Raw genomic sequence first — 25,154 nt, forward strand, 5'->3', positions numbered from 1 at the left:
TCTACCTTCCCTTTCCGCCGTGCTTCTTGTGGACGGCCTGCCTGCTGACTCCCAGCGAGTCGGCAATCGCCTGCCAGGCCCAGCCGTTGCGTCGTGCATTGGCGACCTGAACGGCCTCCAGGCGCTCGAGCAACCGCCGAAGAGCGGCTACCGCACGCAGCCCCTCCCCCGGATCGGAGCTGGCGGCTGCGGCAGCAAGTGCAGTGGCTTCGGTCATGATGTCAATATAAGTTGACAAGAGGTAGCTGTCAACTTCGGTTGACGCAATGACCTACGGCGCATTCAGCGATCCAGGTCGATGTCGACAGTCACCCGCCCACGGTCGTCACGAGTCGCCACGGCAAGGCCGGAGTGATGGACGCCGGCGAGGTCGACATCGACCCGACCGCCGTCGCTCTCGAAGTTTCGCCACCAGCTCTTCTTGTCCGGCACGGCCACCGCAACTTTCACGTGATTGCCCGTTCGCTTGTAGGCCACTGGCAGTGAGAACTCCTTGCCGGATTTCCGGCCGGTATAGGTCAGGATCCCCATCGACCGTCCGAGCACTCTGTCGAGCACCGGCTCCTTCATGACGACCACGAAAACCTTGTTGAACGCTGCTGCCGATTTCTGGAAGGTGTTCACTGTGCCGCCTCCGGGGTTGCCCTGCACGTGATGCCGAGCGTAGCGGCGTTGCCGCTCGACGGAGTCGTCACTGCGAGGACACACTGTCTTCCATCGACTCGGCCAATATGTTCAGGGCTTCGAGGACTCGCTCCCGTCGCGCACCCAATGTGTCGAACAATCGGCCGTGAGCCGCAAGCTCGCGCGGAAAGAACTCGTCCACAACATCTTTGCCCGCGTCGGTCAACGTGATCGACGCGGACCTCCGATCCTCGGCGTTCTGCACGCGTTCGAGGAATCCGCGGCGCTCGAGCTTCCCCAACGCCTTGCTGACTCCGGCGCGAGTCATACCGAGTAGCTCCGCCAGCCGCACCGCCGTCACGGGTTCCGTGCCGTAGCGCAGCGGCACCATCAGTTCGACCTCGGCGACCGTGACGCCTGCCTCGGCATAGATTGGTTCGACGGCCAACTCGAGGAGCGCGACGATGCGCTTGATCTGGGCAACCACCCGCATCGGCGAGGCGTCGAGGCCGGGGTTGGATTCGGCCCACCGTGTGCAGGTCAGTTCACGAAGCGATGCGTCGGTCATCGTCACCACCAATGTTGTTAACCAGTTGACAGTCCTGCTACGTTCAGACTCTAGCCCATCGACTTCGAGGAGCCCTCTTGACGTACGACACCGTGGTGGTCGGCGGCGGACCCGCCGGGCTCAGTGCCTCAACACTGTTGGCCCGCGCTCGCCGGCGAGTGGTCCTGGTCGACGCCGGGCATCCACGCAATGCGCCTGCCGATCATGTTCACGGTTTCCTGTCGCGTGATGGCGCATCGCCGCACGAGCTACGCCAGGAGGGAATCCGGGAAGTGCTCCGCTACGGCGGGGAGCTAGTGCAGGACAATGTCACTCGCATCGACGACGGATTCACGGTTCACCTCGAGAGTGGCTCGGTTCTGGATTCTCGATCGATACTGGTGGCCACCGGTCTCCGCGACGAGCTGCCCGACATTCCGGGCGTACGGGAGCATTGGGGCTCAGGGGTCTTGCATTGTCCGTACTGCCACGGCTACGAGGTGCGAGATCAACCCATTGCCGTGATCGGCGGATCGAATCGACCGTTCACCGTCCATCAGGCCTCGCTGATTCGCCAATGGTCCTCGGACGTCATCTTCTTCACCAACGGGATCGAGCTGACCGAAGACGAACGGATCGGACTCGACGCCCGATCGGTCGGAATCGTGGACGTCCCCGTCTCTCGGCTCGTCACGGAAGACGGCATCGTCGCCGGCGTCGAACTCACCGACGGCAGCGTCGTTCCCAGAGCGGTCGTCTTCGTCGGCCCGACATTCGTCCCCAACGACGGTCTGCTGACCCGGATCGGTTGCGCGCGACTGGAGAACGGGTGGGTAGCAACCGACCCGACCGGCCGCACCAGCGTGGACGGACTGTGGGCCGCGGGCAACGTCTCGGATTCGCCTGCACAATTGATCAATTCGGCGGCAGCAGGCTCTCGGGCAGCGATCGACATCAATCACTACCTGCTGGCTCTCGATGTCGCCTTGGCCGTTCGCTCGCGCTGAGCGCCTCGACCAGGGCGGCAGAACTTGTCGGTGGTCGGTTCTACACTTCTCGGCAACGGGTCGAATACGTGTTCGGCCCTTCGTCGCTGGGGGGTGACATGGGGCTACGCGAGTCGACATGGATGGCTGACGATCACTCTGCACTCGCCGACGTTCTCGGTGCGCGCAGAACGATCAACGCTGCTGCCGCATCGGAACTGGCGCTCATGGACGACTACGTTCGCGGCCGAACCGCATTCGCCTCGCCGTGGGACACAGGAGTGACCGAAAAGGATCTCTACAGCTCGGCGATCTGCGAGCTGGCGGCGGCACTGTCGTCCACCTTCGCGTCGGTCAACAACAAGGTGCAGATGTGGCGCCGATTGCAGCCATCGGTGAAACGTCGATTCGTCGACGGTTCACTCGACATGGAGCGGGTCAGGACGATTCACGATCACTTGCTCCACGCTCGACCGAACACGGTGGTCGACATCGAAGCCGAGGTCCTCAAGGCCGCCAGAGAGATGGCACCGGGCGCTCTGGGGCGCGAGATCGATCGACTGCTCACCGAAGCCGATCCGGATTGGGACCGCGAAGTGCGCAAGCGTGCTGCGCGCACGGAGAAGCGAATCCGGTTGCGGAGACGAGCACGAGGAATGTCCAGCCTCACCACGGTGATGACCGATGGCGAAGCCGACGAACAGATTTCACGGATCGACGGCGAGATCGCGCGCCTGCACCCGGAGGATCCTCGATCCCCCGATCAACGACGAGGCGAAGCACACAATGCGTTGATGCGTGGCGAGGCACTTATGTGCCAGTGCGCATCGTGCCTGACCTCCCGCGGTGACGTCGCGATTCCCGAGGCCGACGAGCCGCAGCCAGCTGGCGCGACCGACGCTTCGACCAGCGACACAGCCGGATCCGACGAGACATCCACTGCGAGTTCGGAATCCGCGCCACAGGGGCCGGTGCGGCCGATCAGGCAACCGCCACCGGCCACAGCGCCACCCGGGGACACAGCACCACCCGACAAGGCACAGCGATCGCGACCAGGAGGAGGGACGCTGATCGAGCGTTGGCGGGCCGTCGTCGAGAGCAATCCCCTCGGCGTGCACGCGTTGTACCCCGACGGTCACGGAGGCATGACGGTTCCGCCACCGGGGGCACTGTCCTACAAGCCGAGCAGGGCACTCGCGGCGCGAGTTCGCGCCGACCATCCGTACTGCCTGCATCCTGGATGCGACGTGCCTTCGGACCGGTGCGACCTCGACCACGTCGTCGAGTTCGATCGGCAGAATCCGGAGCGAGGGGGGTGGACGATCCCGACGAACATCGGCCCGCGCTGTCGACTCCACCACAACCTGAAAACGCGCAAACTCTGGCACACGGAACTACTACCGGAAGGGGTGCTGCACATCGTCGACCCACTCGGACACCACTACTTCACTGCGCCGACCCTGTGAAGATTCGATCGCCTAGGGTTGGTTCGGTGAGCACCGCGAATCTGACCCGGACCGAAACTCGCAGGCGATCGCGCCACATCGGCGGGGTGAACTATCGCGTTCACCTGGATCTTCTGCGCGCAGAGGACGCAGACCTCGACACCTTCGAGACAGTGACGACCATCGAATTCGACGCGACCACAGCGGCGACATGGGTCGATTTCATCGGTGCCTCGGTCGACGAGGTCACTGTCAACGGCATCGACGCGGCGGTCGATTACGACGGCTCACGGATTCAAATGGTGGGGCTCGCCGAGCACAACATCGTCCGGATTCGCGCGCGCGGACGGTACAGCCGGTCGGGTGAAGGACTGCATCGGTTCGTCGATCCTGTCGACGACAACGTCTATCTCTACACGCAGTACGAACCTGCCGATGCACGCCGGGTGTTCGCGAACTTCGAGCAACCGGACCTCAAAGCGCCCTTCACTCTGACGGTCACGGCTCCACCGACGTGGACCGTGCTGTCGAACCGTGAGGGAGTCAGTGCCGACACTGTCACCACCTTCGCTCCCACCCTGCCGATATCGACCTACATCACCGCGGTTGCGGCCGGTCCGTATCACCGCGTCCAATCGTCCTGGACAAGAGGCGAACTCACCGTCCCCCTCGGCGCGTATTGCCGGGCGTCGCTCGCCGAATACTTCGACGCCGAGGACATCTTCGACATCACGAAGCAGGGCCTGGACTTCTTTCACGACAAGTTCGACTACCCGTACCCGTTCGGAAAGTACGACCAGATCTTCGTCCCCGAATACAACCTCGGCGCGATGGAGAATCCCGGCCTCGTCACGTTCACCGAATCGTATGTATTCCGTTCTGCGGCAACCGAAGCCCAGTACGAGGCCCGAGCAAACACGATTCTGCACGAGATGGCGCACATGTGGTTCGGTGACCTCGTCACGATGCAGTGGTGGGACGACCTGTGGCTCAAGGAATCCTTCGCGGACTTCATGGGTGCGTACGCGTCGGCCGAGGCGACCCGATTCACCGATGCCTGGGTCAGCTTCGCCAACCGACGAAAAGCGTGGGCATACCTGCAGGACCAGCTCCCGACCACTCACCCGATCGTCGCCGACATCACCGACCTCGAGGCCGCGAAGCTCAACTTCGACGGCATCACCTACGCCAAGGGGGCGAGCGTCCTCAAACAACTCGGGGCGTTCGTGGGTGCAGATGCCTTCTTCGCCGCGTCCCGCAACTACTTTCGCACCCATGCTTTCGGTAACACCACACTGACGGATCTGCTGAGCGAGATGTCCGCAGCGAGCGGACGCGACCTCGACACCTGGGCAGCAGCATGGCTGCAGACCACCGGCGTCTCCACGCTCAGCTACACCGGCGATACCGTCGAGCAGACAGATCCGCGGCCTCACCGGATTGCCGTCGGGCTCTACGATCTCGACGACGCGGGGAATCTGACGAGAACCCACCGCCGAGAACTCGACATCACCGATGCACGAACGTCGGTCGACTTTCCCGATGCCGCACTGGTGCTGCTCAACGACGACGACCTGACGTATGCCAAGATCCGATTCGACGAGCGCTCGACTACCACCGTGCGGCACCACCTCGATCGCATCGTCGATCCCCTCGCCCGAGGCCTGGTGTGGTCAGCGCTGTGGAACTCCACCCGCGATGCCGAGATGACCGCGCTCGAATACATCGACATCGCAACCGAATTCGCGCCCAACGAGCCCAAAATCGGCCTGCTGTCGGCGGTCACGGCCAACGTGGCGTACGCCCTCGAGCACTACCTCCCGGAGGACCGACGAGGCGAACCCACCCGGCAGTGGCTCGAGGCGTCGTGGACACAACTGCATGCGAGCGAGCCGGGGAGCGATAGCCAGTTGGTGTGGGCGCGAGCCACTGCGGCCGCGGCCCAACTCGACGGTTCCCGCGCGCCCGACCTGCGCGCACTTCTCGACGGCGCGGCGACGGTGCCAGGACTGCGTCTCGATCCCGATCAGCGCTGGTCGTTCTGGCTGGCCCTGGCCGCAACCGGGAACGCGACCTCGGCCGAGCTCGACGCCGAGCTGGCCTCCGACGACACCTCGTCGGGACGCACCTCACACACCGCGGCGTCGACGGCGATACCCGATGCCGAGGTCAAGGCGCAGGCGTGGACTGCCATCACCGAGCGCGACGATGCGTCCAACGATGTTCTCGACGCCTTCATCACCGGCTTCGGGGCCGGGCACCGATCGGACCTGACGCAGGAGTATCACGACCGGTACTTCGAGGCCATCTCGTCGTTGTGGACCTCGCGCAGCATCGAGATCGCGAGGCGAATCGTCGTCCGCCTGTTCCCGCAGCAGTCGTCGACGGAGGCCGCGGACAGCTGGCTCGCCGAGCACGAGTGGGCACCGGCTGCCCTGCGGCGCTTGGTGATCGAGCAACGAGACCACCTGGCGAGGAGCCTGCGGGTGCAGGCGCGGCTAGGCTGATGATCATGCCCACCACCGCCACTCGCCGCTCGCTCGCCACGTCCGCGCTCGCTGCCGGCGGTCTGCTCGGCGGCTTCGCCGTTGCCCGGCAGTCACACAATCGTCAGCTCGGCGGAGCGGTGCTCGCAGCCGTCGGCGTGGCATGCACGACCCGCTGGCAGAAATCCTCGGGCTCGGTCCGTGCCGGTGCCTTGCTCGGGACCTATCTCGTCGCGTTCGGTGCCTCGCACCCGCTGGCCAAGAAGATCGGCGCCTGGCCGGCGGTCGGCGCGGTGTCCGCTGCAACTGCAGCGGCATCGATGGCGGTGGGCAAGTAGGTCGCCTCAGAGCACTCCGGTACGAATGAACTGTTCGAGCACTGCGGTCGGTTCATCGAGATCCATTCCCTGGTTCGAAACCCAGGCGTCGTCGAAATAGGTCTGCGAATACCGATCTCCGCCGTCGCACAGCAGTGTCACTACGCTCCCGCTGCGGCCTGCGGCGATCATTTCCGCGATCAATCCGAAGGCACCCCAGATGTTGGTGCCCGTCGATCCGCCCACTCGTTTGCCGAGTGCGTCCGAGGTGAATCGTGCGGCGGCCACGGAGGCGGCGTCGGGCACTGCAATCATTCGATCGATCACCTGGCCGACGAACGAGGGTTCGACGCGCGGTCGGCCGATGCCCTCGATGCGGGAGGACAGCCCTGTCTCGTAGCCCGCGTCTCCGGACTCGTAACCGCCGATGAACGCCGAATTCTCGGGGTCCACTACCGCCAATTGCGTTGCATGCCTTCGATATCGGATGTACCGGCCGATGGTGGCGCTGGTGCCGCCAGTCCCCGCACCGACGACCACCCAGTCGGGAATGGGGCATTCCTCTAGGCGGAGTTGATCGAAGATGGACTCGGCGATGTTGTTGTTTCCGCGCCAGTCGGTGGCTCGTTCGGCGTGGGTGAACTGGTCCATGTAGTGGCTGTCGGGCTCGGCCGCGAGTCGATGCGCTTCGGTGTACATCTCGCCGGGTTGATCGACGAAGTGACATCTCCCGCCGTGGGACTCGATGAGAGCAATCTTGGCCGGGCTGGTGCTCCGTGGCATCACGGCGACGAATTTCAATCCGAGCAACCCGGCGAAATACGCTTCACTGACGGCAGTGGAGCCCGACGAGGCCTCGATCACCGTGGTGCGTTCGGTGACCCAGCCGTTGCAGATTGCGTACAGAAAGAGCGACCGAGCCAGCCGATGCTTCAGGCTGCCGGTGATGTGCGTCGACTCGTCTTTGAGGTAGAGCGAGATTCCCCAGGCCGCGGGGAGGGGGTATCGCAACAGGTGCGTGTCGGCGCTGCGCTGGGAATCGGCCTCGATCAACCGGACCGCATTGTCGACCCATGCCCGGGATCCCGAGTGATCGACCGACCTGGTCATTTCTTGCCGTCTTCACCGCGCAGCTTCGACTGCAGGTCCGCGCGCGCGGCGCGCCTGTCCTCGTCGACAGCTGCGATGGACTCGTTGACGCGAATGCGCATGTTCTTGAACAGGAGCAGCGATAGCGGTAGCGAGATCAGCACCGAGAAGATCGCGGCCACGAGTACCGGGACCTCGACGCCGAAGAGTAAACCGACGCCGACGATGACGGCCGCGATCACGACGACGAGCGCCAGTCGCGCGAAGGTGTAGACACCGAGGTTGACGGCGAGGGACTTCTTCGCCGACCTACCTGGCGCGGCGTTTTCGCTGGTGGGATCGTTGCTCTCTGCATTCGTCGCGTCGCTCACGGGTCCCAATCTACCGGGCTCGGCGGGCACTCCGACCCACCCCCAGCATGACCGATTTGTCCATTACCTCCCCTTTACCAACCTTGTATCAGTCGAGTACCTAGGGGTTCGAGTGCAACCATGGGGATCGAACGCAGTAGACCGATATCTCCGGTTCGACGCATATGCGCCCAACCGCATCGTAGGAGGACACGACAGATGAGCGCACCCACATTCCACAAGGCTCAGGACTCACTTCTCACACCGGGTCAGGTAGCCGCGCTTTTTCACGTCGACCCCAAGACAGTGACACGCTGGGCACACGCCGGCCGCCTCGGATCGCTCCGCACTCCGGGCGGGCACCGTCGATTCCGCGAGACCGAGGTCATGCAACTGCTGACCTCTCTGACGACGGAAGCCGGCGCACACCGCTGATTCGCGAGTCCCCGAGAGCAATCCATCCGCGGCATCCGGACCCGTACGAACTCATCGAACATTCTCAGGAATCTTCGTCGCTCGACGGGTGCGGAGGCGGTTGCATCACGGCTACCCTCGTAGTAGGAGGTGCGTCGTGATCTATCTATTGGCGTTGATCGGCTTGGTGGCAGTCATCGTGCTGTTCTGGAAGGCATTCGGACCCAGCACGCAGGCTCCACCTACCCGCACTGTCGGACCCGATGACGATCCCGATTTTCTGTGGCGAATCAACCGTGAAGCTCGCCGCGGAGGGAAAGACGGGACCGAGGCCGGCACCGAACCCAGCGAATAGGGTCCGGTAGTTCTCAGTTGCGGTGGGGAGCGGTGGGTGCGTCAGGGAATCCTGCCGCTACCGCCGCCGCGACTTCCAACAGTGCCTTTCGCGTGCGCCCACGAAGACGATCGAGTTCGATTTCCGCCCCCTCCTCGAGATGCGGGTCGAACGGGATCGTCCGCACACGGGCGCACCGTTGCTCGAAGTGCTCGACAACTTTCTCCAGGTCGACCTTTCCGGGCCGGGGCCGAACCCCGTTGACCACCGCAACCGACGTGGCGACCAGCTCGCGGTAGCCGTGCGCATCGAGCCAATCCAAGGTTGCCGACGCGCTCCGCACGCCGTCCACCGACCCCGAACTGACTACCACCAGCGTGTCGGCTCCCTCGAGAATGCTCTCCATGGCCGAGTGCATCAGACCGGTGCCGCAGTCCGTGATGACGATGCTGTAGAACTTCTCCAACAGCGATACCGCGCGATCGTAATCCTCACCGCTGAATGCCTCCGACGCCGCCGGATCCGAATCGGATGCCAACACCTCCAGTCGATGCGCGTTCTGCGACGTGTAGGCCCTGACGTCGCTGTAGCGGTCCAGAGACTCTATGTCGCGCAACAAATTACGAACGGTGGCAGTCGTCTCGGGCGGCACCTTCTGCCCCAGCGTTCCGCGATCGGGGTTGGCATCGATCGCGATCACCCGATCACCTCGAATCTCGGCGAACGTCGAGCCGAGGGTGGCCGTCGTCGTGGTCTTGCCGACGCCCCCCTTCAGCGACAGCACTGCGACGCGATGGCACCCGACGAGAGGACGGTCCACCTGCGCGGTCAAAACCAGGCGGCGCTGCTGGGCGGCACTGTTACCGACATCCACACGACCGCCCGACATCAGATACAGCGCCCGACGCCACCCTGCCACCGGCGGCACATTCCCTGATCGGACGAGCAACGAACTGCCGAGATCGAGCGACGACACCGGCTGCTCCCCCGACCGACTCGGGTCAATGGCCGGTACCGCTCCCGGCGCGACAACCAACGCGTCCACAGCGCCTTGCCTGAGCTGCTGGGGCTGACTGGGATGCGGCAGATTCTGATGCGGCTGAGTCTGATGCTGCGGCTGGGGCCATTGGCCGGGCTGAGGCCCCCACTGATTCTGGGCGTTCCACTGATTCTGGGGATTCCATTGGCCCTCCGGCGCCAACTGCCCATGCGGGCCGCCTTGATTCTGCGGAGCCCAATAGTTCTGCTGCCCAGCCTGATTCTGCGGCCCACCGAAATTCTGCGGAGCCCAGTGGTTCTGCGGGGCCCAGTCGTTCTGCGGGGCCCAGTTCTGAGGCACCGGATTCTGAGGCACCGGATTCTGAGGCACTTGGTTCCGAGGCGGGGGCGGTCCCGATGCGACGGGCGGCGTGTGTGAAGGAGTTGGCTTCACGGTCGACGCCACAGGAGGCTTCGGCGGTTCGACGGGTTTCGCCGTTGCGGTCTTGTCCACCGCGGCCGGGGTCGCGGCGACCACGGCATTTCCACCTTCTACCGGTCCAGACCCGTCCTTCGGTTGGGTAGGGCGCGGCGCAGAAACCGGTGGCGGTGTGGGCGCGGCCTCGGGCTGCGTCACGGGCGCGTCCGAGATGCTTTCGGGCGGCATGGTGATGGGGGTCGATCGAAAGGGCTCCCGCGGCGGTGCGGGTGTGGCCTCGGTCGCCGCTGCGACAACGACCGGCCCGGATTCAGTGGGCGGCGCTACGTGTTCTTCCGGCACGTCGTCGTCCAGTGGCCGGACGGGTTGCCAGTTGTTCTCGTGCCGATCGGCCATGACCGATTCCCCCCAGTTTGCGTCCCACATCGAAGATCCGAGCTCGGATGTGTCCCCCATCGAGCCGGATCGGACGCTACCAGCTGGACGTCCAGCGTGGAGCTTGTGGAACGACCGACGGTCAGTTCAGTCCCGCGTAGCTGTGCAGTCCCGAGACCACCATGTTGATGATGAAGAGGTTGAAGAGCATGGCGGTGAATCCGGCGATGTTGATCCAGGCGGCGCGGGTGTTGCGCCATCCGGAGGTGGCGCGGGCGTGCAGGTAGGCGGCGTAGATGATCCAGGTGATGAACGACATCGTCTCTTTGGGGTCCCAGCCCCAGAAGCGTCCCCACGCGGCTTCGGCCCAGATTGCGCCGAGGATGACGCCGGCTCCGAAGAGCGGGAAGGCGACGATGGTCGTCTTGTAGGCGAGTCGGTCGAGGGCCTGGGCGTCGGGCAGCTTGGAGGCGAATTTGCCCCAGAAACCGACGCTTTCCTCTCCCAGGGGCTGCTTGATGCGCAGCAGGAACAGCAGGGACGCGACACCGGAGACCAGCAGGATGCCGCTGCCGACGCTGACGATGGTGACGTGGATGGGCAGCCAGTAGGAGCGCAGTGCGGGGACGACCGGTGCGGCGTCGGCGTAGAGCTTGGTGGCGGCGAAGAACATCAGCACGATGATCGGTGCGAGGACGAACACGAGCATCGGGCGCATCGTCTTCTTGCGGAGCACGATCACCGAGGTGAGGGCTGCGGCTGCGGTGGCCATGGTGACGAACTCGTACATGTTGCCGAGCGGGAAGCGGTGGGTGGCGAAGCCGCGGAGCACCACCGAGGCGACGTGCAGGGCGAGGGCCGGGGCGAGCAACGCGAAGCCCATGCCTGCGAGTCGCTCGGACAGCGGTCGCTTCGGCGTTTCGACGACGCGTCCCGGTCGGCTGTCGCCAACGGGGGCACCGGCACCGACGAGTTCCTTGGCCTGGGCGGCCGTCGCCTTGGCGGAGGCGTACTGGGCGATGAGCAGGACGAATGCGAGCACGTAGATGGTGAACGCTGATTCGAAGGACCAGTCGCTGTACTGCGAGAGGGTCTCGTTGATCGGCATCGGTCAGTTCTCCTGTTTCGAGGTGTCGCCGAGCAGGCGGGTGCACAGGCGGTCGAACTCTTCGCCCCACCCCGCCTGATCGGTGCGTGCAAGTCCGCCGAGGTCTACTACAGTACGTCGTGCCTGGGCGTCGGCGGTGAGTCGGACCCAGATTCTGCGACGCTTGATCACCAGTGAGACGAGCAGTCCGCCCATCATCGTGAGTGCGAAGACGAGCACCCAGGTCTGAGCCGGGTCGTGCGAGACCTGAAGGTTGACGAATTCCTTCGCTCCGTCGAACGTGACGACCGTTCCGTCGCTGAGCGTCGCGGATTCTCCTGGCATCAGGTTGACGCGGTCCTGCTTCACGAGGCGTCCCTGGGCGATCATTTCCTGATCGAGCGAGAAGATGGACTGCGGCAGTCCGGTGTCGAGTCCGGTGTCGCCCTTGTAGATGTCGATGGCGACGGCGGGGTCGTTCATGGCGGGGAAGCTCGACGACAGCAGGCTGCCGTGGAACGACGCCGTCGGCGCGAACAGTCCCTCGATGGCGATCTGGTTCTTGCGCCGGTCCAGAGCGTCGGGATACAAGCCGCCGGGCGGGTCGACGCGCAGTACTCCGCTGGAGAGGAAGGTCGTGGCGTCCGTCGGCTGCCATTGGATGGTGTCGGTGCGGGTTTCGCCGTTGGGGAACGTCACGGTGAAGGTGGGTGCGTAGCCGTGGCCCTGCAGGTAGACGCGGTCTCCGGCGACGCGCAGCGGATGGTTGACCTGCAGTTGGTCGTCGCGCCAGACGTTGTTCGTGAGGTCCTGGCCTGCCTGGTACTCGATGTTGGAGGTGAACATCTCGGCCTGGCCGGTGTCGAGGTAGTCGGCCGTGAAGTCCTTGACGCGCACGCACAATGGTTCGAGGTCGGTGCCGTCGACGAGGTTGCCTGCGCGGAACGAGTCGTAGTTCGCCGGGGTCGAGGTGCAGAAGCCGGGTCCGTCGTCGGCGATGACGATGCGGTTGCCCTCGTATCCGAGCAGTTTGCCCATGGCGATGGCGGCGAGCAGTCCGACGAGCGAGAGGTGGAAGACGAGGTTGCCGAGTTCGCGGACGTAGCCCTTCTCCGCCGACAGAGTCACTGCTCCGCCGTCCTCGGTTCGCTGGGCGACGCGCCAGCCGCGCAACTGGGTGCGCACCTGTGCGGCGACCTCCTCCGGCGTTCCGTCGACGTCGTAGCGACTGTTGTGCGGCAGGCGAGAGAGGTTGCGGGGCGCGCGAACGGGCTTGGTACGCAACTGCTTCGCGTGCTCGATGCAGCGCGGCAGGATGCAGCCGATGAGCGAGACGAACAGCAGCGCGTAGATCGCGGTGAACCAGAAGCTGCCGAAGACGTCGAACAGTTCGAGCCTGTCCATGATCGGGCCGAGGGTCGGGCGGTCGGCGATGTACTCGTCGACCTTGCCCGCGTTGAGGCTGCGCTGCGGCACCAAGGCACCGGGCACTGCGGCGAAGGCCAGCAGGAACAGCAGCACGAGCGCGGTTCGCATGCTGGTCAGGCCGCGCCAGGTGTTGCGGACCAGAGCCACTGCCCTGCCCAGCATCGATTGCTTGTGCGGCGGCGACGCCTCGGTACGTTCTTCGACGTCGGCGGTCATATCGGCAACACCACATCGGAGACGAAGGCGTCGCGCACCCAACCGACGAACTGATCCCAGGCACCGGTGACCAGTGCAATTCCTACTGCTATCAACATGATTCCGCCGAACACCTGTATCTGTCGTGCATGTGTACGTAGCCAGCCGACGCCTCGCAGCGCGCTGACCGAACCGAACGCGAGGATCACGAACGGCAGGCCGAGACCGAGGCAGTACGCCACGATCAGGACGACGCCACGCGCTGCCGTCGTGCCGTCGGTCCCTGCGGCCAGAGAGATGACGCCTGCGAGCGTCGGCCCGAGGCACGGAGTCCATCCGAGTGCGAAGACACCGCCGAGCAGCGGCGCTCCGGCCAGTGAGCCGATCTGCCTCGGCTCGAAGCGCACGTCGCGCTGCAGGGCCGGGATCAGTCCGACGAACACCAGGCCCATGGCGATGGTGACGACGCCGCCGATTCGCATCAGCAGTTCGCGGTTGATCGACAGGACGGAGATCGCTCCGAACACCGATGCGGTGGCGAGAACGAACACGACGGTGAATCCGAGGACGAACAGTCCCGCCGCCCCGGCCACGCGCAACCGGCCGCTGCGCACCTTCGTCTTCACCGACGCCTCGTCGGCGCTGACGGCCGGGGCATCGGCTCCGACGACTCCGGCGAGGTACGAGAGGTATCCGGGCACCAGGGGCACCACGCACGGCGACGCGAAGGAGACGAGCCCGGCCAGCACGCAGGCTCCGAGGGCCAGGATCAGTGGCCCGGAGGCCGCGGCTTCCTGGAAACTCGCGCCGATCCCGGCCAGGTGAGTCACGTTCACTGCTGCACTGGCTCCTCGGCTGCCACACGCTCGACGACGGGTTGCAGGTCCTCGGCGAGCAGCTCCCGCAAGAACACTGCCGCGACGCGATGCTGTCGGTCGAGCACGACGGTCGTCGGAATGACGGAGGTGGGGACGCCGCCGAGCGCGTTGAGGGTGCGCATGGGCGGGTCGTAGATCGAGGAGTAGCTCACGTTGTTGCTGACGACGAAGTCCTGTGCGGCGGTCTGCGACTCGTCGCGCACGTTGATGCCGAGGAACTCGACGCCGAGGGACTTGGTGGCCTCGTAGACGTCTTCGAGGTCGTCGGCCTCGCCGCGGCACGGACCGCACCACTGACCCCAGACGTTGAGAACGACGACATCACCGTCGTAGTCGGACAATGAGGTCGTCTTGCCCTCGGTCATCAGATCCGGCCCGGACAGTTCGCCGATGGTGCCGCGCTCGTCGGGCTCGTAGAAGATGTCGGTCTTGCCGCCGGGTGAGACGAACTGGAAAGTGCCGCCCTGCGCCACCGCGTCGGTGCCGGTCGAGCAGCCGGCGACAAGTGCCACCGCGGACACTGCGAGCAGAAACCTACGCACCGGAGATCCTCGGATCGGATGCTCCTGCGGGCTCGGAGTAGACGAGGTCCACGAGCTGATCGCCCTCGTAGACGAGCGAGGTGAGCGAGGCGAGTCCGCACTGACGATTACGCGGGTCGTGCCAGAGCCGGTCGCCCTGCAGGAATCGGCGCAGTGTCCACACCGGGAGCTGGTGGCTGACGCAGACGGCCTCGTGCCCGACGGCTTCGACGCGGGCCGCGTTGACGGCGGCGAGCATGCGGTGCGCGATCTGCAGGTACGGCTCGCCCCACGAGGGGGTGAAGGGATCGCGAAGCTTCCACCAGTGCCGTGGTCGGCGCAGGGCACCGTCGCCGACGGCCACGCGCAGTCCCTCGAACTCGTTGCCTGCTTCGATGAGGTTGTCGTCCTCGGCGATCGTCAGGCCGTGAGCCGCCGCGATGGGTCCGGCTGTTTCCTGTGCGCGCAGCAGCGGTGATGCCACGACGTGGGTGATGTCGTGGCCGGCGAGCGCGTCGGCCACTGCCTTGGCCTGCGACTGACCGGTCACCGAGAGCTTGAAGCCGGGCAGACGTCCGTACAGGATTCCCTTGGGGTTGTGCACCTCGCCGTGCCGGAGGACGTGCACGATGGTGCGCGTCGTCGAGTGCGGATGTGTTGCGGGGGCCTCGGTCACGTCGGGGTCCTGTTTCTCGCTAGTCGGGTGGTAGATCAGTTCTGTGTAGACGTCACAGTGGTGCGGTGGCGGCCGCTGCGGCCTTGGCGGCGGCCGGGGCCGCGTCGGCGATGATCTCGAAGGCTCGGTCGTCGAGGGCAGCGGAGACGAACCAGGCTTCGAATGCGCTCGGCGGCGGGTACACCCCGCGGGAGAGGAACGCGTGGAAGAACGCCGGGTATCGCCACGTCTGCGCGGCCTTGGCCTGCGCGTAGTCGGTGACGGGTCCATCGGCGAAGAACACACTCACCATAGTGCCCGCGAACTGCACGTGATGGGTGACGCCTTCGGCGGTCAGGGCGTCGCCGAGCAGTGTTCCGAGCCTCTGCGAGTTGGTCTGCAACTTCTCGTAGACGGCTGCGTCGGCCAGTTGCAGGCTCGTCAATCCGGCCGCGACGGCGACGGGGTTACCGCTGAGCGTCCCTGCCTGGTACACCGGTCCGGCGGGCGCGAGGTAGGCCATCACGTCCGCGCGACCGCCGAATGCGGCGGCAGGCAATCCGCCGGACATGACCTTGCCGAACGTGTAGAGGTCGCCTGCGATTCCGTCGATGCCGTACCAACCGGAGGCGCTGACGCGGAAGCCGGTCATCACCTCGTCCATGATCAGCAGTGCGCCGTGCTCGGTCGCGAGGCGGCGCAGTCCCTCGTTGAAGCCGGTGACCGGCGGGATGGCACCCATGTTGCCTGCGGCTGCCTCGGTGATGATGCATGCGATCTGGCCGGGGTTGGCCTCGAAGGCTGCGGTGACGGCGGCGAGGTCGTTGTAGGGAACGACGATGGTGTCCGACGCCTGTGCGCCGGTGACGCCGGGGGAGGTCGGCAGTCCGAGCGTGGCGAGCCCCGAGCCCGCGTCGGCCAGCAGGGCGTCGACGTGGCCGTGGTAGCAGCCGGAGAACTTGACGATCTTGGTGCGGCCGGTGAAGCCGCGGGCCAGGCGCACCGCGCTCATGGTGGCCTCTGTGCCCGAATTCACAAGGCGAACCTGGTCGACGGGGCCGACGCGACGCACGATTTCCTCGGCCAGTTCGATTTCGCGGAGCGTGGGCGCACCGAACGACAGGCCGGTCGCGGCTGCCTTCTGGACGGCCTCGACGATGGCCGGGTGGGCGTGTCCGTGGATCATCGGACCCCAGGACGAAATGAGGTCGACGTACGACTTTCCGTCGGCGTCGGTCATCGTGTATCCGCTGGCCTGCGTGATGAAGCGGGGCGTTCCGCCGACCGACGCGAAGGCGCGTACCGGCGAGTTGACGCCGCCGGGAATGACCTCGCTCGCGCGGGCGAAGAGTTGGGCCGATACGGGGGCGTCGTCGCCGGGAGAAACAGTCACGTCTTCCAGTGTCCCAGGTTCGGCGAAATCACCAACTACAGGGCGTAATAATGCGGTCGACGCCGGCCTCAGTCGTCGGTTTTCTTCTCCTCGGGCATGAACACCATCGCGACCAGGATGATGCCCCAGATACCGAGGGGCCACAGGGGCCAGTAGGAGGTCGGTTCGCCGTCGGAGATCCATTGAACGGCCCAGATTCCGTTCATGACGACGGCACCACCGAGCCACCAGCGCCACTCGTCCAGATACTCCCGCCACTCGCTCGTCGTACGAGCGACATCCGTTGCCGTCGATTTCTCGGGGGCCGGCAAGTCGCGCACGACCTCGTCCAGATCACCGCGAGTCGTCGACGCCCACACCGCGTCGAGCCTTTGTTCGTACTCGACCAACGTCAAGCGGCCCTCGCTCATCGCCAGACCGAGGGTGGTCACGACGGCCTCACGTTCGTCGTTGCTCACGCGCAGGTCCGGCCGATTGTTCTTGTCGAGGTTCTTTCCCATGCGCAGCCTCCCGGTACCCGTGTCCGTTTTGTCACCTTAACGGTTGAGCGAGCTACACACCGGGTAGTTGGTTTCGATGACGAACACCGAGAGAACAAGCGCCGACAACCCCGGGGACGGCGTCACGAAAGTCGCTCAATTGATGTCCGAAGCCGGGCTCTGCATGTTCACCACCGTCGGCCGGGACGGCCACCTCATCTCGCGCCCGATGGCGCTTCAGGAAGCGGAGTTCGACGGCGACCTGTGGTTCTTCGCCGCCACCGATTCCCGGAAGGTGGGCGACATCGCGGCGAATCCGACGGTCAACGTCTCGTTCCAGTCCGGTGAGGGCTGGGTGTCGCTGTCCGGTACGGCCGCGGTGGTCGAGAACCACACCAAGGCCGAGGAACTGTGGAACACCCGGGCGGCCGCGTGGTTCGAGAAGAACCCCGATTCGCGTGAGGTCGCCTTGATCCACGTGGCCGCCGAGGGGGCCGAGTACTGGTCCACCCCCGGGTCGAAGGTGTCGAACTTGTTGGCCTACGCCAAGGCGAAGATCACCAACGAGCGACCGGACCTCGGCGAGCACGAGGTCGTCGAACTCGAGTTACCGCACAATTCGACCGACTAGTTCGGCTGGTGCCGGGCTCACCCCGACGGCACCAGCTTCCCGCTTTCAGTTCGTGCGGTGGTTTCCGTTGTCCGTGCGTGGGTCGACCGTGTCGCGGACCTTTTACCCGGTGCTACGCGGGTCGGTGTTCGTGTGCGCTGCGGCATCGTGAGCAGCGGCGTTTCGTGTCCCGGAGTTGTGCTGGCCGGGGTAGGTCTCGTTGACGTCCGCACCGCTGTGGTGCGCCTGCTCGCGATCGTCGAGCCGGCCGTTGTTGTCCGTGTGTGCGGCCCTGGCACCCGATCGATGATCGACGTCCGGATCGAGTTCGTTCGCCCGGGCGAATTCGGCATCCAGCTCGTCGCGCGACTTCGCCGCTACTCCCTGGTGCGATTGAGCCTGCTGCGCGAGCTTGTCGGCCTCGGCCGCTTTCACATCCGCTTCTGCCTGGGCCCGGCGCGCTTTGGCCTCGCTTTCCCTGGCCAGCAGTTCACGCTCCTCGACGATTGCGGCATCGTCGGCTGCCTTTTCGCGAATCTCGTTCGCTTCCAACCTCTTACGTTCCTTGCCCTTGCGTGCTACGACGACGGCGAGGGCAACGACCACGAGTACGACTACTACTGCAACGATGATCCATACGGTGGTGCTCATTGGCGGACTCCCATGTTCTCGACTGCCGGACCGGCAGACGATCTATGCCGGGTACCCGAGTAAAGACTCGACAAACTCACCGAAGGCTTCGACCGCCACAGCTTCGAAGGCGCGCGATTCGAACAGGCCCGCTCCTTCCGGGATAGACGCGGTCAGTTCGATCCCCGTGACGAGTGGCAACTCGTCGCGGTTGACCCGCGCGGCCAAGCTCGGTGCGGCAGGCCACGACCCGATCACCAGACCTGCACATTCGACGCCGCCCGCCCGCGCTGCCGCAATTGTCAGAGCGCTGTGGTTGAGCGTTCCCAGCTCGGCACCGGCCACGATCACGATCGGCGCAGACACAGCCTCGGCGACGTCGAGCACGGTGAACCCTCCTGCGCCCAGACGTACCGCGACTCCGCCCGCGCCTTCGACCAACACTAGGTCGTGAGCCGCGTCGAGCGCGCGCACAGCGTCGACCACAGCCTCGAGTTCGAGCATCGGCCTGCCCGATCGGCGGGCCGCGACGTCCGGAGCCAGCGGCTCGGGGTACCGCGCCAACTCCACTCCCTGCACACCCGAAAGGCGTTGCACCACATCGATATCGGCTTCGTCCGGGTAGTCACCTCCGACGCCGGTCTGCGCCGGCTTGCACACCGCGACGGACCGTCCGCCTGCCTGCGCTGCCGCCGCGAGCGCCGCGGTGATCACGGTCTTGCCGACGCCGGTCGACGTTCCGGTCACGAGCAGAACCGTCACCACACAACCGCCGTACTCAACACCGCCGCGAGAACCGACGCGGCACGGTCGACATCGGAATCGGTGAGATCTGCCCGCGCGGTCAGTCGCAGTCGAGACCCGTCGGCCGGAACCGACGGTGGCCGAAAGCATCCGACGCGGACGCCGAGCTCGAGGCAGTCCCCCGCCGCGCGCACCGCACGCTGCGCGTCGCCCAGGACCACCGGAACCACCGCCGATTCGGTCGGTTCGACGCCCGCTGCGGCGGCCAGTTGCGTTGCACGTACGCCGATCGAATGGACCCGGTCGGGTTCGGCGCGCAGGACGGTCAGCGCGGCCGATGCCGCGCCGACGGAGGCAGGAGCGAGACCGGTGTCGAACACGAACGTGCGCGCACCGTGCAGCACCTGCGTGCGAACCGCGGCCGGCCCGAGCACCACTCCACCCTGTGATCCGAGGGCCTTGGACAGCGTTGCGGTGATCACCAGGTCGGGCGCTCCGGCGAGGCCTGCTTCGTGGACGGCTCCGCGGCCACCGTGCCCGCGTACGCCCAACCCGTGCGCTTCGTCGACCACGAGCACCGCGTTCCGTCTCCGGCACACCGCGTACAGCTCGGCCAGCGGCGCGAGATCGCCGTCGGTGCTGAACACCGAATCGGTCACCACGAGGGCCCGCTGCTCGGGACGCTCCCGCAACAGCTCGTCGACGTGGTCGGTGTCGCAGTGCCGAGCGACGGCCACCCGTGCCCGCGACAGTCGGCAGGCATCGATGAGCGAGGCGTGCGACGCGGCGTCGGAGATCACCAGTGCATCTCGGCCCGCCAGTGCCGTCACGATTCCGAGGTTGGCGGTGTAGCCGGAGGAGAACACCAGTCCGGCCTCGGCTCCGACGAACTCCGCGAGGTCGTCCTCGAGGCGCTCGTGCGCCGTCGTCGTGCCGGTGACCAGCCGCGATCCGGTGGATCCGCCGCCCCATCGGCGCGCAGCAGCGCAGGCTCCGTCGATGACGGCCGGATGCATGGACAGGCCGAGGTAGTCGTTCGACGCCAGATCGAGGACTTCGTCCTCGGCGGTGCGGGCGATCACGATGCGCTCGAGGCCGGCCGCGCGTCGAGCGTGCGCGGTGGCGTCGAGCCAATCCAGAGCGGTCATGGCAGCGACCATACTTGAACGCCGTTCAAGTATGGTCGCGCGCCACCGCCACCATGGCGTCGGCGATGGCCGTCACCTCCGCATCGGTGCAGATGAACGGCGGCATCGCGTACACCAGACGGCCGAACGGCCGCAGCCACACTCCCGCGTCGACGGCCGCTGCCGTGGCCCGGGCCATGTCCACCGGACGGTGCATCTCGACCACGCCGATGCCGCCGAGAACGCGAACGTCGGCGACTCCGGGCAGGGACCGGGCCGGCGCGAGGCCGTCGGCCAACCCCGCTGCCAGGGCGGCGACCTCGGTGCGCCAGTCACGCGAGAGCAACAGTTCCACCGAGGCCACCGCGATCGCGCAGGCCAGTGGATTCCCCATGAACGTCGGCCCGTGCATCAGACCTCCGGCCTCGCCGCCCGAGACCGTTTCGGCCACCTCGGTGGTGCACAGCGTGGCCGCCAGGGTCACATATCCGCCGGTCAATGCCTTGCCGATACACATGATGTCGGGCGCGACACCTGCGTGATCGGCTGCGAACAACTCCCCGGTTCGACCGAAGCCGGTTGCGATCTCGTCGAAGATCAGCAGGACGCCGTACTCGTCGGCCAAGCGGCGTAGTTCCAGCAGGTAGCGCGCGTCGTGGAACCGCATCCCGCCGGCGCCCTGCACGATCGGCTCGACGATGATCGCCGCCAGTTCGCTCGCGTGTTCGCTCAGTACCCGCTCGAATTCGGCCACGTAGCCGGCTTCGAACTCCGCGGGCGGAGCCGGAGCGAACACCTGCTTCGCCAGCACATCGGTCCACAGCGTGTGCATCCCGCCATCCGGGTCGCACACGCTCATCGGAGCGAACGTGTCTCCGTGGTATCCGCCGCGCCAGGTCAACAGCCGAGTGCGACCGTTCTCGCCGCGCCCACGCCAGTACTGCAGCGCCATCTTCACCGCGACCTCCACCGAGACCGATCCGGAATCGGCGAGGAACACCTTGTCGAGCCCCGCGGGGGTGATGTCGACCAACAACTCGGCCAACCTGGCCGCCGGAGCGTGCGTCAGTCCACCGAACATGACGTGGCTCATCCGGCCCAGCTGATCGTGCGCGGCGGCGTCGAGCACCGGGTGGCGGTAGCCGTGCACCGCCGCCCACCACGAGCTCATGCCGTCGATGAGTTGCCTGCCGTCGGCCAACGTCAGCCGCACTCCCGACGCACTGTCGACCACCAGTGTCGTCGTAGTCGCCGGAAACCGGCTGTACGGGTGCCAGAGGTGATCGGAGTCGATTCGACGAACGTCTTCGGAAGTCAGCACGCCAGAGCACACTGCCACAGCGCCCGACCAGCCGTCCCGAGACTGGAGGGGTGGCGAAATGTCCGAATCCATTAGCATCGCAGCATGACGACGCGCACCGTGACGAGACTCGTAGGGGTGGTCGTGGCCGCAACTCTGACCCTTACCGCCTGCGGGGGCACGTCCGCAGCGCCCGCGCCCACCACGACCGCTCCGGACTTCGCCGTCGACACCTCCACTCCCGTCGGCGCACTCAACGACCGCATCCTGCGGTGGATCAACGCCGAGGAGGCGCCCGACCCCGCCGAGGTCGACGCCGTCACCGGCCCCGAGCTGGCCGAGGCCGTCGCACCGCTGGGTGGGCTCGCCGGACCACTCGAGCAGTTGCGCGCCGGTGCGCCGAACGTCGCCACGGGCTTCGAGCCCGGACCGAACTCCGGCGTCCTGCGCTTCACCACCGCGGGCATCCCGGCCACGATCACGACGTCGATCGGTGCGGACGGCAAGCTCGACGGCTTCCTGGCCCGGCCGGACACCCCTACGATCTCGTCGTTCGACGATCTCGACGAGGCACTGTCGAAGGTGGCTCCGAACTATTCCTACAGCGCGTCACGGCTCAACGGCGATGACTGCGAGTCGATCTACTCCGCCAATGCGGACTCGGTGCTTCCCCTCGGATCGGTGTTCAAGCTGTACGTCCTCGGCGCGCTCACCGACGAGATCGAGGCAGGCACCGTCCGCTGGGACGAGCAGCTCACCGTTCGTGATGCCACCAAGAGCGCGCCGTCCGGCGAACTGCAGAATCTGCCCGACGGCACGACAGTGTCGGTCCGCGACGCGGCCGAGAAGATGATCTCGTTGTCCGACAACACCGCAACGGATCTGTTGATGGATCACCTCGGCCGCGAGCGGGTCGAACGCCAGCTCTCCATCATGGGCCACCACGATCCGTCGGTGATGACACCGATGATGGACACTCGGCAGTTCTTCGTCATCGGATTCGGGGATCCCGACATGCGTGCCGAGTGGGCCGAGGCCGACCCCGATACCCGGGCCGAGCTGCTCGAGCAGGCGGACGCGAGGCCGCTCGAGATCGACTTCGAAAACTTCCTGGACAACCCGGCGTCGGCCGACGGGGTCGAGTGGTTCGCCAACGCGCAGGACGTCTGTGCCGCGATGGGTTACCTGGCGACGAGCGATTCGGCCGAGGAGAACCGTCGCATCCTGGCGATCACCCCGGGTGTGCAGCTCGACCCGGCACTGTGGCCGTACTCGGGGTTCAAGGGCGGCAGCGCGCCCGGCGATCTGGCGGGCGCGTTCCTGGCCACCGATGCCTCCGGTCAGGACTGGATCGTGACCGAGCAGTTCCGGGCCGACGGCGCGATCGATCTGATCCCGTCCAGCTACGCGTTTCTCGTTGCCCAGCAGGCTTTCGCGCTGATGAAGTGAGTGGGATTTGTAACATCGGTGTTACTGCTGCATTACACTCGCGGTCGTGGAGGCACAACACGAACCAGCCCGGTACGCGTGGCCGGAGGGCTTCAAGGAGTTCCTGGTCGGTGAGTTCACCGACTTCAGTCCCCTGGTGAACAGGGCTCTCGAGGACAACTGTGCGGCTCTGTTCCACGACGGTCCGTACGCGAAATCGGGCTTCTGGCGGACCTGCCGGGCAGTGTTCCGAGAATTCGTCTGGCCGGTCTGACTTTCCGGCCTTCACGGGCCGCCACAAAAGGTTACCGTCGAGTATGGCAACCACAACGGATCACCTTCGGAACACTCTGGACGGCCGCTGGCGAGATGTGAAGAACCAGGCGCGTCAGCAACTTGCACGCGACGAGTTCCGTCCGCACTACACCCCGAACACCGTCATCGCCCGCACCAAGGCAATGGAGCAGCTCAAGTTGCTCGCCGCGGCCGGTGCAGCCGACAACGGCTTCAAGAAGGAACACGGCGGCACCGGCGACGTCGGCGCAGCGGTGACGATGATCGAGATGCTCGCGATGAGTGATCTCTCGCTGATGGTCAAGGCCGGCGTCCAGTGGGGGCTGTTCGGCGGTGCCATCGAGAATCTCGGCACCGAACGCCACCACGAGGCGTACGTCCCCAAGATCATCGGTCTCGATCTGCTCGGCTGCTTCGCCATGACCGAGACCGGACACGGCAGCGACGTGCAGTCGCTCGAGACCACGGCCACGTACGACCCGAAGACGGACGAGTTCGTCATCAACTCTCCGACGCCGTCCTCGCGTAAGGACTACATCGGCGGTGCCGCCGAAACCGCGACCGTCGCCGCCGTGTTCGCCCAGCTCATCACCGCAGGTCCGGGCGAGGAGCCCGAAGGCCACGGCGTGCACTGCTTCTTCGTTCCGCTCCGCGACGAGAACGGTGACGATCTGCCCGGCGTCACCACCTCGGACTGTCAGTACAAGGGTGGCCTCCCCGGAGTCGACAACGGCCGCCTCATGTTCGATCACGTCCGCATCCCACGAGACAACTTGCTCAACAAGTACGCCGACGTGTCCGACGACGGTACGTACTCCTCCCCCATCGAGAACAAGTCTCGACGGTTCTTCACGATGCTCGGCACGTTGATCCGCGGTCGCGTCACGGTCGGCGGCAGTGCCGCTGCGGCGGCCCGCGTCGCTCTCGACATCGCCACGCGATACGCATTGCAGCGCAGGCAGTTCGCCGCGCCCGATTCCGATCAGGAGGTCCTGATCATGGACTACCTGGTGCATCAGCGTCGACTGTTCCCGCTCATCGCGAAGTCCTACGCCCTGCAGTTCGCGCAGAACGAGCTCGTGTCGAAGATGCACGAGCTGCAGACCGCGGACAACCCGGACGCCGAGGAGCAGCGCGAGCTCGAGTCCAGGGCCGCGGGCCTCAAGGCCGCGAACACCTGGCATGCGACCGCCGCGATCCAGGAGGCCCGCGAAGCATGTGGCGGCGCAGGGTATCTCGCCGAGAACCGGCTGATCTCGCTCAAAGCCGACACGGATGTGTTCACCACGTTCGAGGGCGACAACCATGTGCTGACACAGCTGGTCGCCAAGGAGCTGCTCACCGCGTACGCCGACGACGTCAAGTCCATGAGCCCGGTCGAGTGGGTCAAGTTCGCCGCCGACATGGTGGGCGACCGCGTCGTCAAACGCACTGCGGCCCAAGCGATCATGCAGACCATCCTCGATCGGCGCCAGGACAACGAGGAGGAGGGCTCGCTGTTCAACCGCGGCACCCAGGTCAAGATGTTCGAAGATCGTGAGGAGTACCTGCTCTCCACCGTCGCCCGCCGGCTGCAGTCCAAGTCCAAGGAGACAAGCCCGTTCGAGGCGTTCAACGCGGTGCAGGATCACGTTCTGCATGCCGCGAGCGCACACATCGATCGGATCATCTTCGAGGCATTCATCGCCGGCATCGAATCCTGCGAGGACCCCACCACCAAGGATCTGCTCGACGAGGTCTGCGACCTCTACGCGCTGTCGGTGATCGAGGCGGACAAGGCGTGGTACATCGAGCACCGCTACCTGTCCACCGAGCGATCCAAGGCCGTCACCCGTGCCATCAACGAGCGGTGCCGCACGCTGCGGCCGCACGCCGAATTGCTCGTCGACGGTTTCGGTGTGCCCGACGCGTTGGTCGGTGCCGCGATGCTCGGTGAGCCCGGGGCCGGAACCGAGGAAGAGCCGGCCGCGAACCCCAGTCACGCGCACTGACGCGTAGCCG

27 protein-coding genes are annotated in these 25,154 nt (G+C 65.8%); 10 read left to right on the top strand and 17 right to left on the bottom strand.

The window, feature by feature from the left end; genetic code table 11:
• Position 1: 1 nt before the first annotated feature.
• From AYK61_RS24575 to AYK61_RS24585, 3 genes are all read right to left on the bottom strand, one after another.
• Positions 2–217 (bottom strand): helix-turn-helix domain-containing protein, encoded by a 216-nt coding sequence (locus AYK61_RS24575; protein ID WP_121873443.1) that lies wholly within the window; start codon positions 215–217, stop codon positions 2–4.
• A gap of 65 nt (positions 218–282) precedes the next feature.
• Positions 283–708 (bottom strand): nitroreductase/quinone reductase family protein, encoded by a 426-nt coding sequence (locus AYK61_RS24580; RefSeq protein WP_259468267.1) that lies wholly within the window; start codon positions 706–708, stop codon positions 283–285.
• A complete protein-coding gene (locus AYK61_RS24585) occupies positions 692–1,192 on the bottom strand; it encodes a MarR family winged helix-turn-helix transcriptional regulator (RefSeq protein WP_121873617.1) in 501 nt (166 codons plus the stop codon). The genes AYK61_RS24580 and AYK61_RS24585 overlap by 17 nt, the downstream gene beginning before the upstream one ends.
• Before the next feature lie 77 nt (positions 1,193–1,269).
• Here AYK61_RS24585 and AYK61_RS24590 point away from each other — a divergent pair, with 77 nt between their 5' ends.
• The 4 genes from AYK61_RS24590 (at position 1,270) to AYK61_RS24605 (ending at position 6,426) form a co-directional block, all read left to right on the top strand.
• A complete protein-coding gene (locus AYK61_RS24590; RefSeq protein WP_121873444.1) occupies positions 1,270–2,178 on the top strand; it encodes an NAD(P)/FAD-dependent oxidoreductase in 909 nt (302 codons plus the stop codon).
• Between the two features lie 122 nt (positions 2,179–2,300).
• Entirely contained in the window at positions 2,301–3,623 is a 1,323-nt protein-coding gene (locus AYK61_RS24595) for an HNH endonuclease signature motif containing protein (RefSeq protein ID WP_147458400.1), read from the top strand.
• 26 nt (positions 3,624–3,649) lie between these two features.
• Entirely contained in the window at positions 3,650–6,109 is a 2,460-nt protein-coding gene (gene pepN / locus AYK61_RS24600) for an aminopeptidase N (RefSeq protein WP_121873446.1), read from the top strand.
• A 5-nt stretch (positions 6,110–6,114) separates the two neighbouring features.
• The gene (locus AYK61_RS24605) at positions 6,115–6,426 is read left to right on the top strand and encodes a hypothetical protein (RefSeq protein ID WP_121873618.1); all 312 of its coding nucleotides are present in this window, start codon (positions 6,115–6,117) and stop codon (positions 6,424–6,426) included.
• 6 nt (positions 6,427–6,432) lie between these two features.
• On the opposite strand, the gene AYK61_RS24610 is transcribed toward AYK61_RS24605, so the two are convergent.
• Entirely contained in the window at positions 6,433–7,515 is a 1,083-nt protein-coding gene (locus AYK61_RS24610) for a PLP-dependent cysteine synthase family protein (protein WP_121873447.1), read from the bottom strand.
• Positions 7,512–7,865, bottom strand: coding sequence for a DUF4229 domain-containing protein (locus AYK61_RS24615; RefSeq protein ID WP_121873448.1), 354 nt, complete (start codon positions 7,863–7,865; stop codon positions 7,512–7,514). Before AYK61_RS24615 ends, AYK61_RS24610 begins: the two co-directional genes overlap by 4 nt.
• 198 nt (positions 7,866–8,063) lie before the next feature.
• Between AYK61_RS24615 and AYK61_RS24620 the strand changes: the two genes are divergently transcribed.
• On the top strand, positions 8,064–8,279 hold the full coding sequence (locus AYK61_RS24620) for a BldC family transcriptional regulator (protein ID WP_121873449.1): 216 nt from the start codon (positions 8,064–8,066) through the stop codon (positions 8,277–8,279).
• A 136-nt stretch (positions 8,280–8,415) separates the two neighbouring features.
• Positions 8,416–8,613 (top strand): hypothetical protein, encoded by a 198-nt coding sequence (locus tag AYK61_RS24625; protein WP_032393904.1) that lies wholly within the window; start codon positions 8,416–8,418, stop codon positions 8,611–8,613.
• A gap of 13 nt (positions 8,614–8,626) precedes the next feature.
• Here the strand turns inward: AYK61_RS24625 and AYK61_RS24630 are convergent, their stop codons facing one another.
• The 8 genes from AYK61_RS24630 to AYK61_RS24665 form a co-directional block, all read right to left on the bottom strand.
• Entirely contained in the window at positions 8,627–9,961 is a 1,335-nt protein-coding gene (locus AYK61_RS24630) for a MinD/ParA family protein (protein WP_259468291.1), read from the bottom strand.
• A 565-nt stretch (positions 9,962–10,526) separates the two neighbouring features.
• Entirely contained in the window at positions 10,527–11,492 is a 966-nt protein-coding gene (ccsB, locus tag AYK61_RS24635) for a c-type cytochrome biogenesis protein CcsB (RefSeq protein ID WP_121873450.1), read from the bottom strand.
• Between the two features lie 3 nt (positions 11,493–11,495).
• A complete protein-coding gene (locus AYK61_RS24640) occupies positions 11,496–13,115 on the bottom strand; it encodes a cytochrome c biogenesis protein ResB (RefSeq protein WP_121873451.1) in 1,620 nt (539 codons plus the stop codon).
• On the bottom strand, positions 13,112–13,930 hold the full coding sequence (locus AYK61_RS24645; protein WP_397485718.1) for a cytochrome c biogenesis CcdA family protein: 819 nt from the start codon (positions 13,928–13,930) through the stop codon (positions 13,112–13,114). Before AYK61_RS24645 ends, AYK61_RS24640 begins: the two co-directional genes overlap by 4 nt.
• Positions 13,927–14,514, bottom strand: a complete 588-nt coding sequence (locus AYK61_RS24650; protein ID WP_094614058.1) for a TlpA disulfide reductase family protein — start codon at positions 14,512–14,514, stop codon at positions 13,927–13,929. Before AYK61_RS24650 ends, AYK61_RS24645 begins: the two co-directional genes overlap by 4 nt.
• Entirely contained in the window at positions 14,507–15,169 is a 663-nt protein-coding gene (locus AYK61_RS24655; protein ID WP_121873452.1) for a histidine phosphatase family protein, read from the bottom strand. Before AYK61_RS24655 ends, AYK61_RS24650 begins: the two co-directional genes overlap by 8 nt.
• Before the next feature lie 52 nt (positions 15,170–15,221).
• Positions 15,222–16,541 carry a glutamate-1-semialdehyde 2,1-aminomutase gene (gene hemL / locus AYK61_RS24660; protein WP_094614056.1) on the bottom strand — a complete coding sequence of 440 codons (1,320 nt, stop codon included), beginning with the start codon at positions 16,539–16,541 and terminating at the stop codon, positions 15,222–15,224.
• A 68-nt stretch (positions 16,542–16,609) separates the two neighbouring features.
• Positions 16,610–17,041: a DUF1707 domain-containing protein gene (locus tag AYK61_RS24665; protein ID WP_068046377.1), complete on the bottom strand. Its 432-nt coding sequence runs from the start codon at positions 17,039–17,041 to the stop codon at positions 16,610–16,612.
• Between the two features lie 76 nt (positions 17,042–17,117).
• Between AYK61_RS24665 and AYK61_RS24670 the strand changes: the two genes are divergently transcribed.
• Positions 17,118–17,651 (top strand): pyridoxamine 5'-phosphate oxidase family protein, encoded by a 534-nt coding sequence (locus AYK61_RS24670; protein ID WP_094614054.1) that lies wholly within the window; start codon positions 17,118–17,120, stop codon positions 17,649–17,651.
• A gap of 102 nt (positions 17,652–17,753) precedes the next feature.
• Here the strand turns inward: AYK61_RS24670 and AYK61_RS24675 are convergent, their stop codons facing one another.
• From AYK61_RS24675 to AYK61_RS24690, 4 genes are read right to left on the bottom strand one after another with little or no spacing between them, the layout of a single operon-like run.
• Positions 17,754–18,281, bottom strand: a complete 528-nt coding sequence (locus tag AYK61_RS24675) for a hypothetical protein (protein WP_121873453.1) — start codon at positions 18,279–18,281, stop codon at positions 17,754–17,756.
• A 42-nt stretch (positions 18,282–18,323) separates the two neighbouring features.
• Entirely contained in the window at positions 18,324–19,022 is a 699-nt protein-coding gene (gene bioD / locus AYK61_RS24680) for a dethiobiotin synthase (protein WP_121873621.1), read from the bottom strand.
• Positions 19,019–20,152, bottom strand: coding sequence for an 8-amino-7-oxononanoate synthase (locus AYK61_RS24685; protein ID WP_397485720.1), 1,134 nt, complete (start codon positions 20,150–20,152; stop codon positions 19,019–19,021). The genes bioD and AYK61_RS24685 overlap by 4 nt, the downstream gene beginning before the upstream one ends.
• 25 nt (positions 20,153–20,177) lie before the next feature.
• A complete protein-coding gene (locus AYK61_RS24690) occupies positions 20,178–21,452 on the bottom strand; it encodes an adenosylmethionine--8-amino-7-oxononanoate transaminase (protein ID WP_397485722.1) in 1,275 nt (424 codons plus the stop codon).
• 84 nt (positions 21,453–21,536) lie between these two features.
• Here AYK61_RS24690 and AYK61_RS24695 point away from each other — a divergent pair, with 84 nt between their 5' ends.
• From AYK61_RS24695 to AYK61_RS24705, 3 genes are read left to right on the top strand one after another with little or no spacing between them, the layout of a single operon-like run.
• Positions 21,537–22,880, top strand: a complete 1,344-nt coding sequence (locus tag AYK61_RS24695) for a serine hydrolase (RefSeq protein ID WP_121873455.1) — start codon at positions 21,537–21,539, stop codon at positions 22,878–22,880.
• Positions 22,881–22,926: 46 nt separating this feature from the next.
• Positions 22,927–23,133, top strand: coding sequence for an inositol 2-dehydrogenase (locus AYK61_RS24700; RefSeq protein ID WP_121873456.1), 207 nt, complete (start codon positions 22,927–22,929; stop codon positions 23,131–23,133).
• A gap of 43 nt (positions 23,134–23,176) precedes the next feature.
• Positions 23,177–25,144: an acyl-CoA dehydrogenase gene (locus tag AYK61_RS24705; RefSeq protein WP_121873457.1), complete on the top strand. Its 1,968-nt coding sequence runs from the start codon at positions 23,177–23,179 to the stop codon at positions 25,142–25,144.
• The last annotated feature ends 10 nt before the right edge of the window (positions 25,145–25,154 follow it).

It is taken from the genome of Rhodococcus sp. SBT000017 (genome assembly GCF_003688915.1).
In the GTDB taxonomy this organism is placed as follows: domain Bacteria; phylum Actinomycetota; class Actinomycetes; order Mycobacteriales; family Mycobacteriaceae; genus Rhodococcoides.

What these genes read in the sequence shown, in the direction of transcription:
- AYK61_RS24575 (WP_121873443.1), bottom strand. Translation starts at nt 217, where the DNA reads ATGACCGAAGCCACTGCACTTGCTGCCGCAGCCGCCAGCTCCGATCCG.
- AYK61_RS24585 (WP_121873617.1), bottom strand. Translation starts at nt 1,192, where the DNA reads ATGACCGACGCATCGCTTCGTGAACTGACCTGCACACGGTGGGCCGAA.
- AYK61_RS24595 (WP_147458400.1), top strand. Translation starts at nt 2,301, where the DNA reads ATGGCTGACGATCACTCTGCACTCGCCGACGTTCTCGGTGCGCGCAGA.
- AYK61_RS24605 (WP_121873618.1), top strand. Translation starts at nt 6,115, where the DNA reads ATGCCCACCACCGCCACTCGCCGCTCGCTCGCCACGTCCGCGCTCGCT.
- AYK61_RS24610 (WP_121873447.1), bottom strand. Translation starts at nt 7,515, where the DNA reads ATGACCAGGTCGGTCGATCACTCGGGATCCCGGGCATGGGTCGACAAT.
- AYK61_RS24620 (WP_121873449.1), top strand. Translation starts at nt 8,064, where the DNA reads ATGAGCGCACCCACATTCCACAAGGCTCAGGACTCACTTCTCACACCG.
- ccsB (WP_121873450.1), bottom strand. Translation starts at nt 11,492, where the DNA reads ATGCCGATCAACGAGACCCTCTCGCAGTACAGCGACTGGTCCTTCGAA.
- AYK61_RS24640 (WP_121873451.1), bottom strand. Translation starts at nt 13,115, where the DNA reads ATGACCGCCGACGTCGAAGAACGTACCGAGGCGTCGCCGCCGCACAAG.
- AYK61_RS24665 (WP_068046377.1), bottom strand. Translation starts at nt 17,041, where the DNA reads ATGGGAAAGAACCTCGACAAGAACAATCGGCCGGACCTGCGCGTGAGC.
- AYK61_RS24670 (WP_094614054.1), top strand. Translation starts at nt 17,118, where the DNA reads ATGACGAACACCGAGAGAACAAGCGCCGACAACCCCGGGGACGGCGTC.
- AYK61_RS24675 (WP_121873453.1), bottom strand. Translation starts at nt 18,281, where the DNA reads ATGAGCACCACCGTATGGATCATCGTTGCAGTAGTAGTCGTACTCGTG.
- AYK61_RS24685 (WP_397485720.1), bottom strand. Translation starts at nt 20,152, where the DNA reads ATGACCGCTCTGGATTGGCTCGACGCCACCGCGCACGCTCGACGCGCG.
- AYK61_RS24695 (WP_121873455.1), top strand. Translation starts at nt 21,537, where the DNA reads ATGACGACGCGCACCGTGACGAGACTCGTAGGGGTGGTCGTGGCCGCA.
- AYK61_RS24705 (WP_121873457.1), top strand. Translation starts at nt 23,177, where the DNA reads ATGGCAACCACAACGGATCACCTTCGGAACACTCTGGACGGCCGCTGG.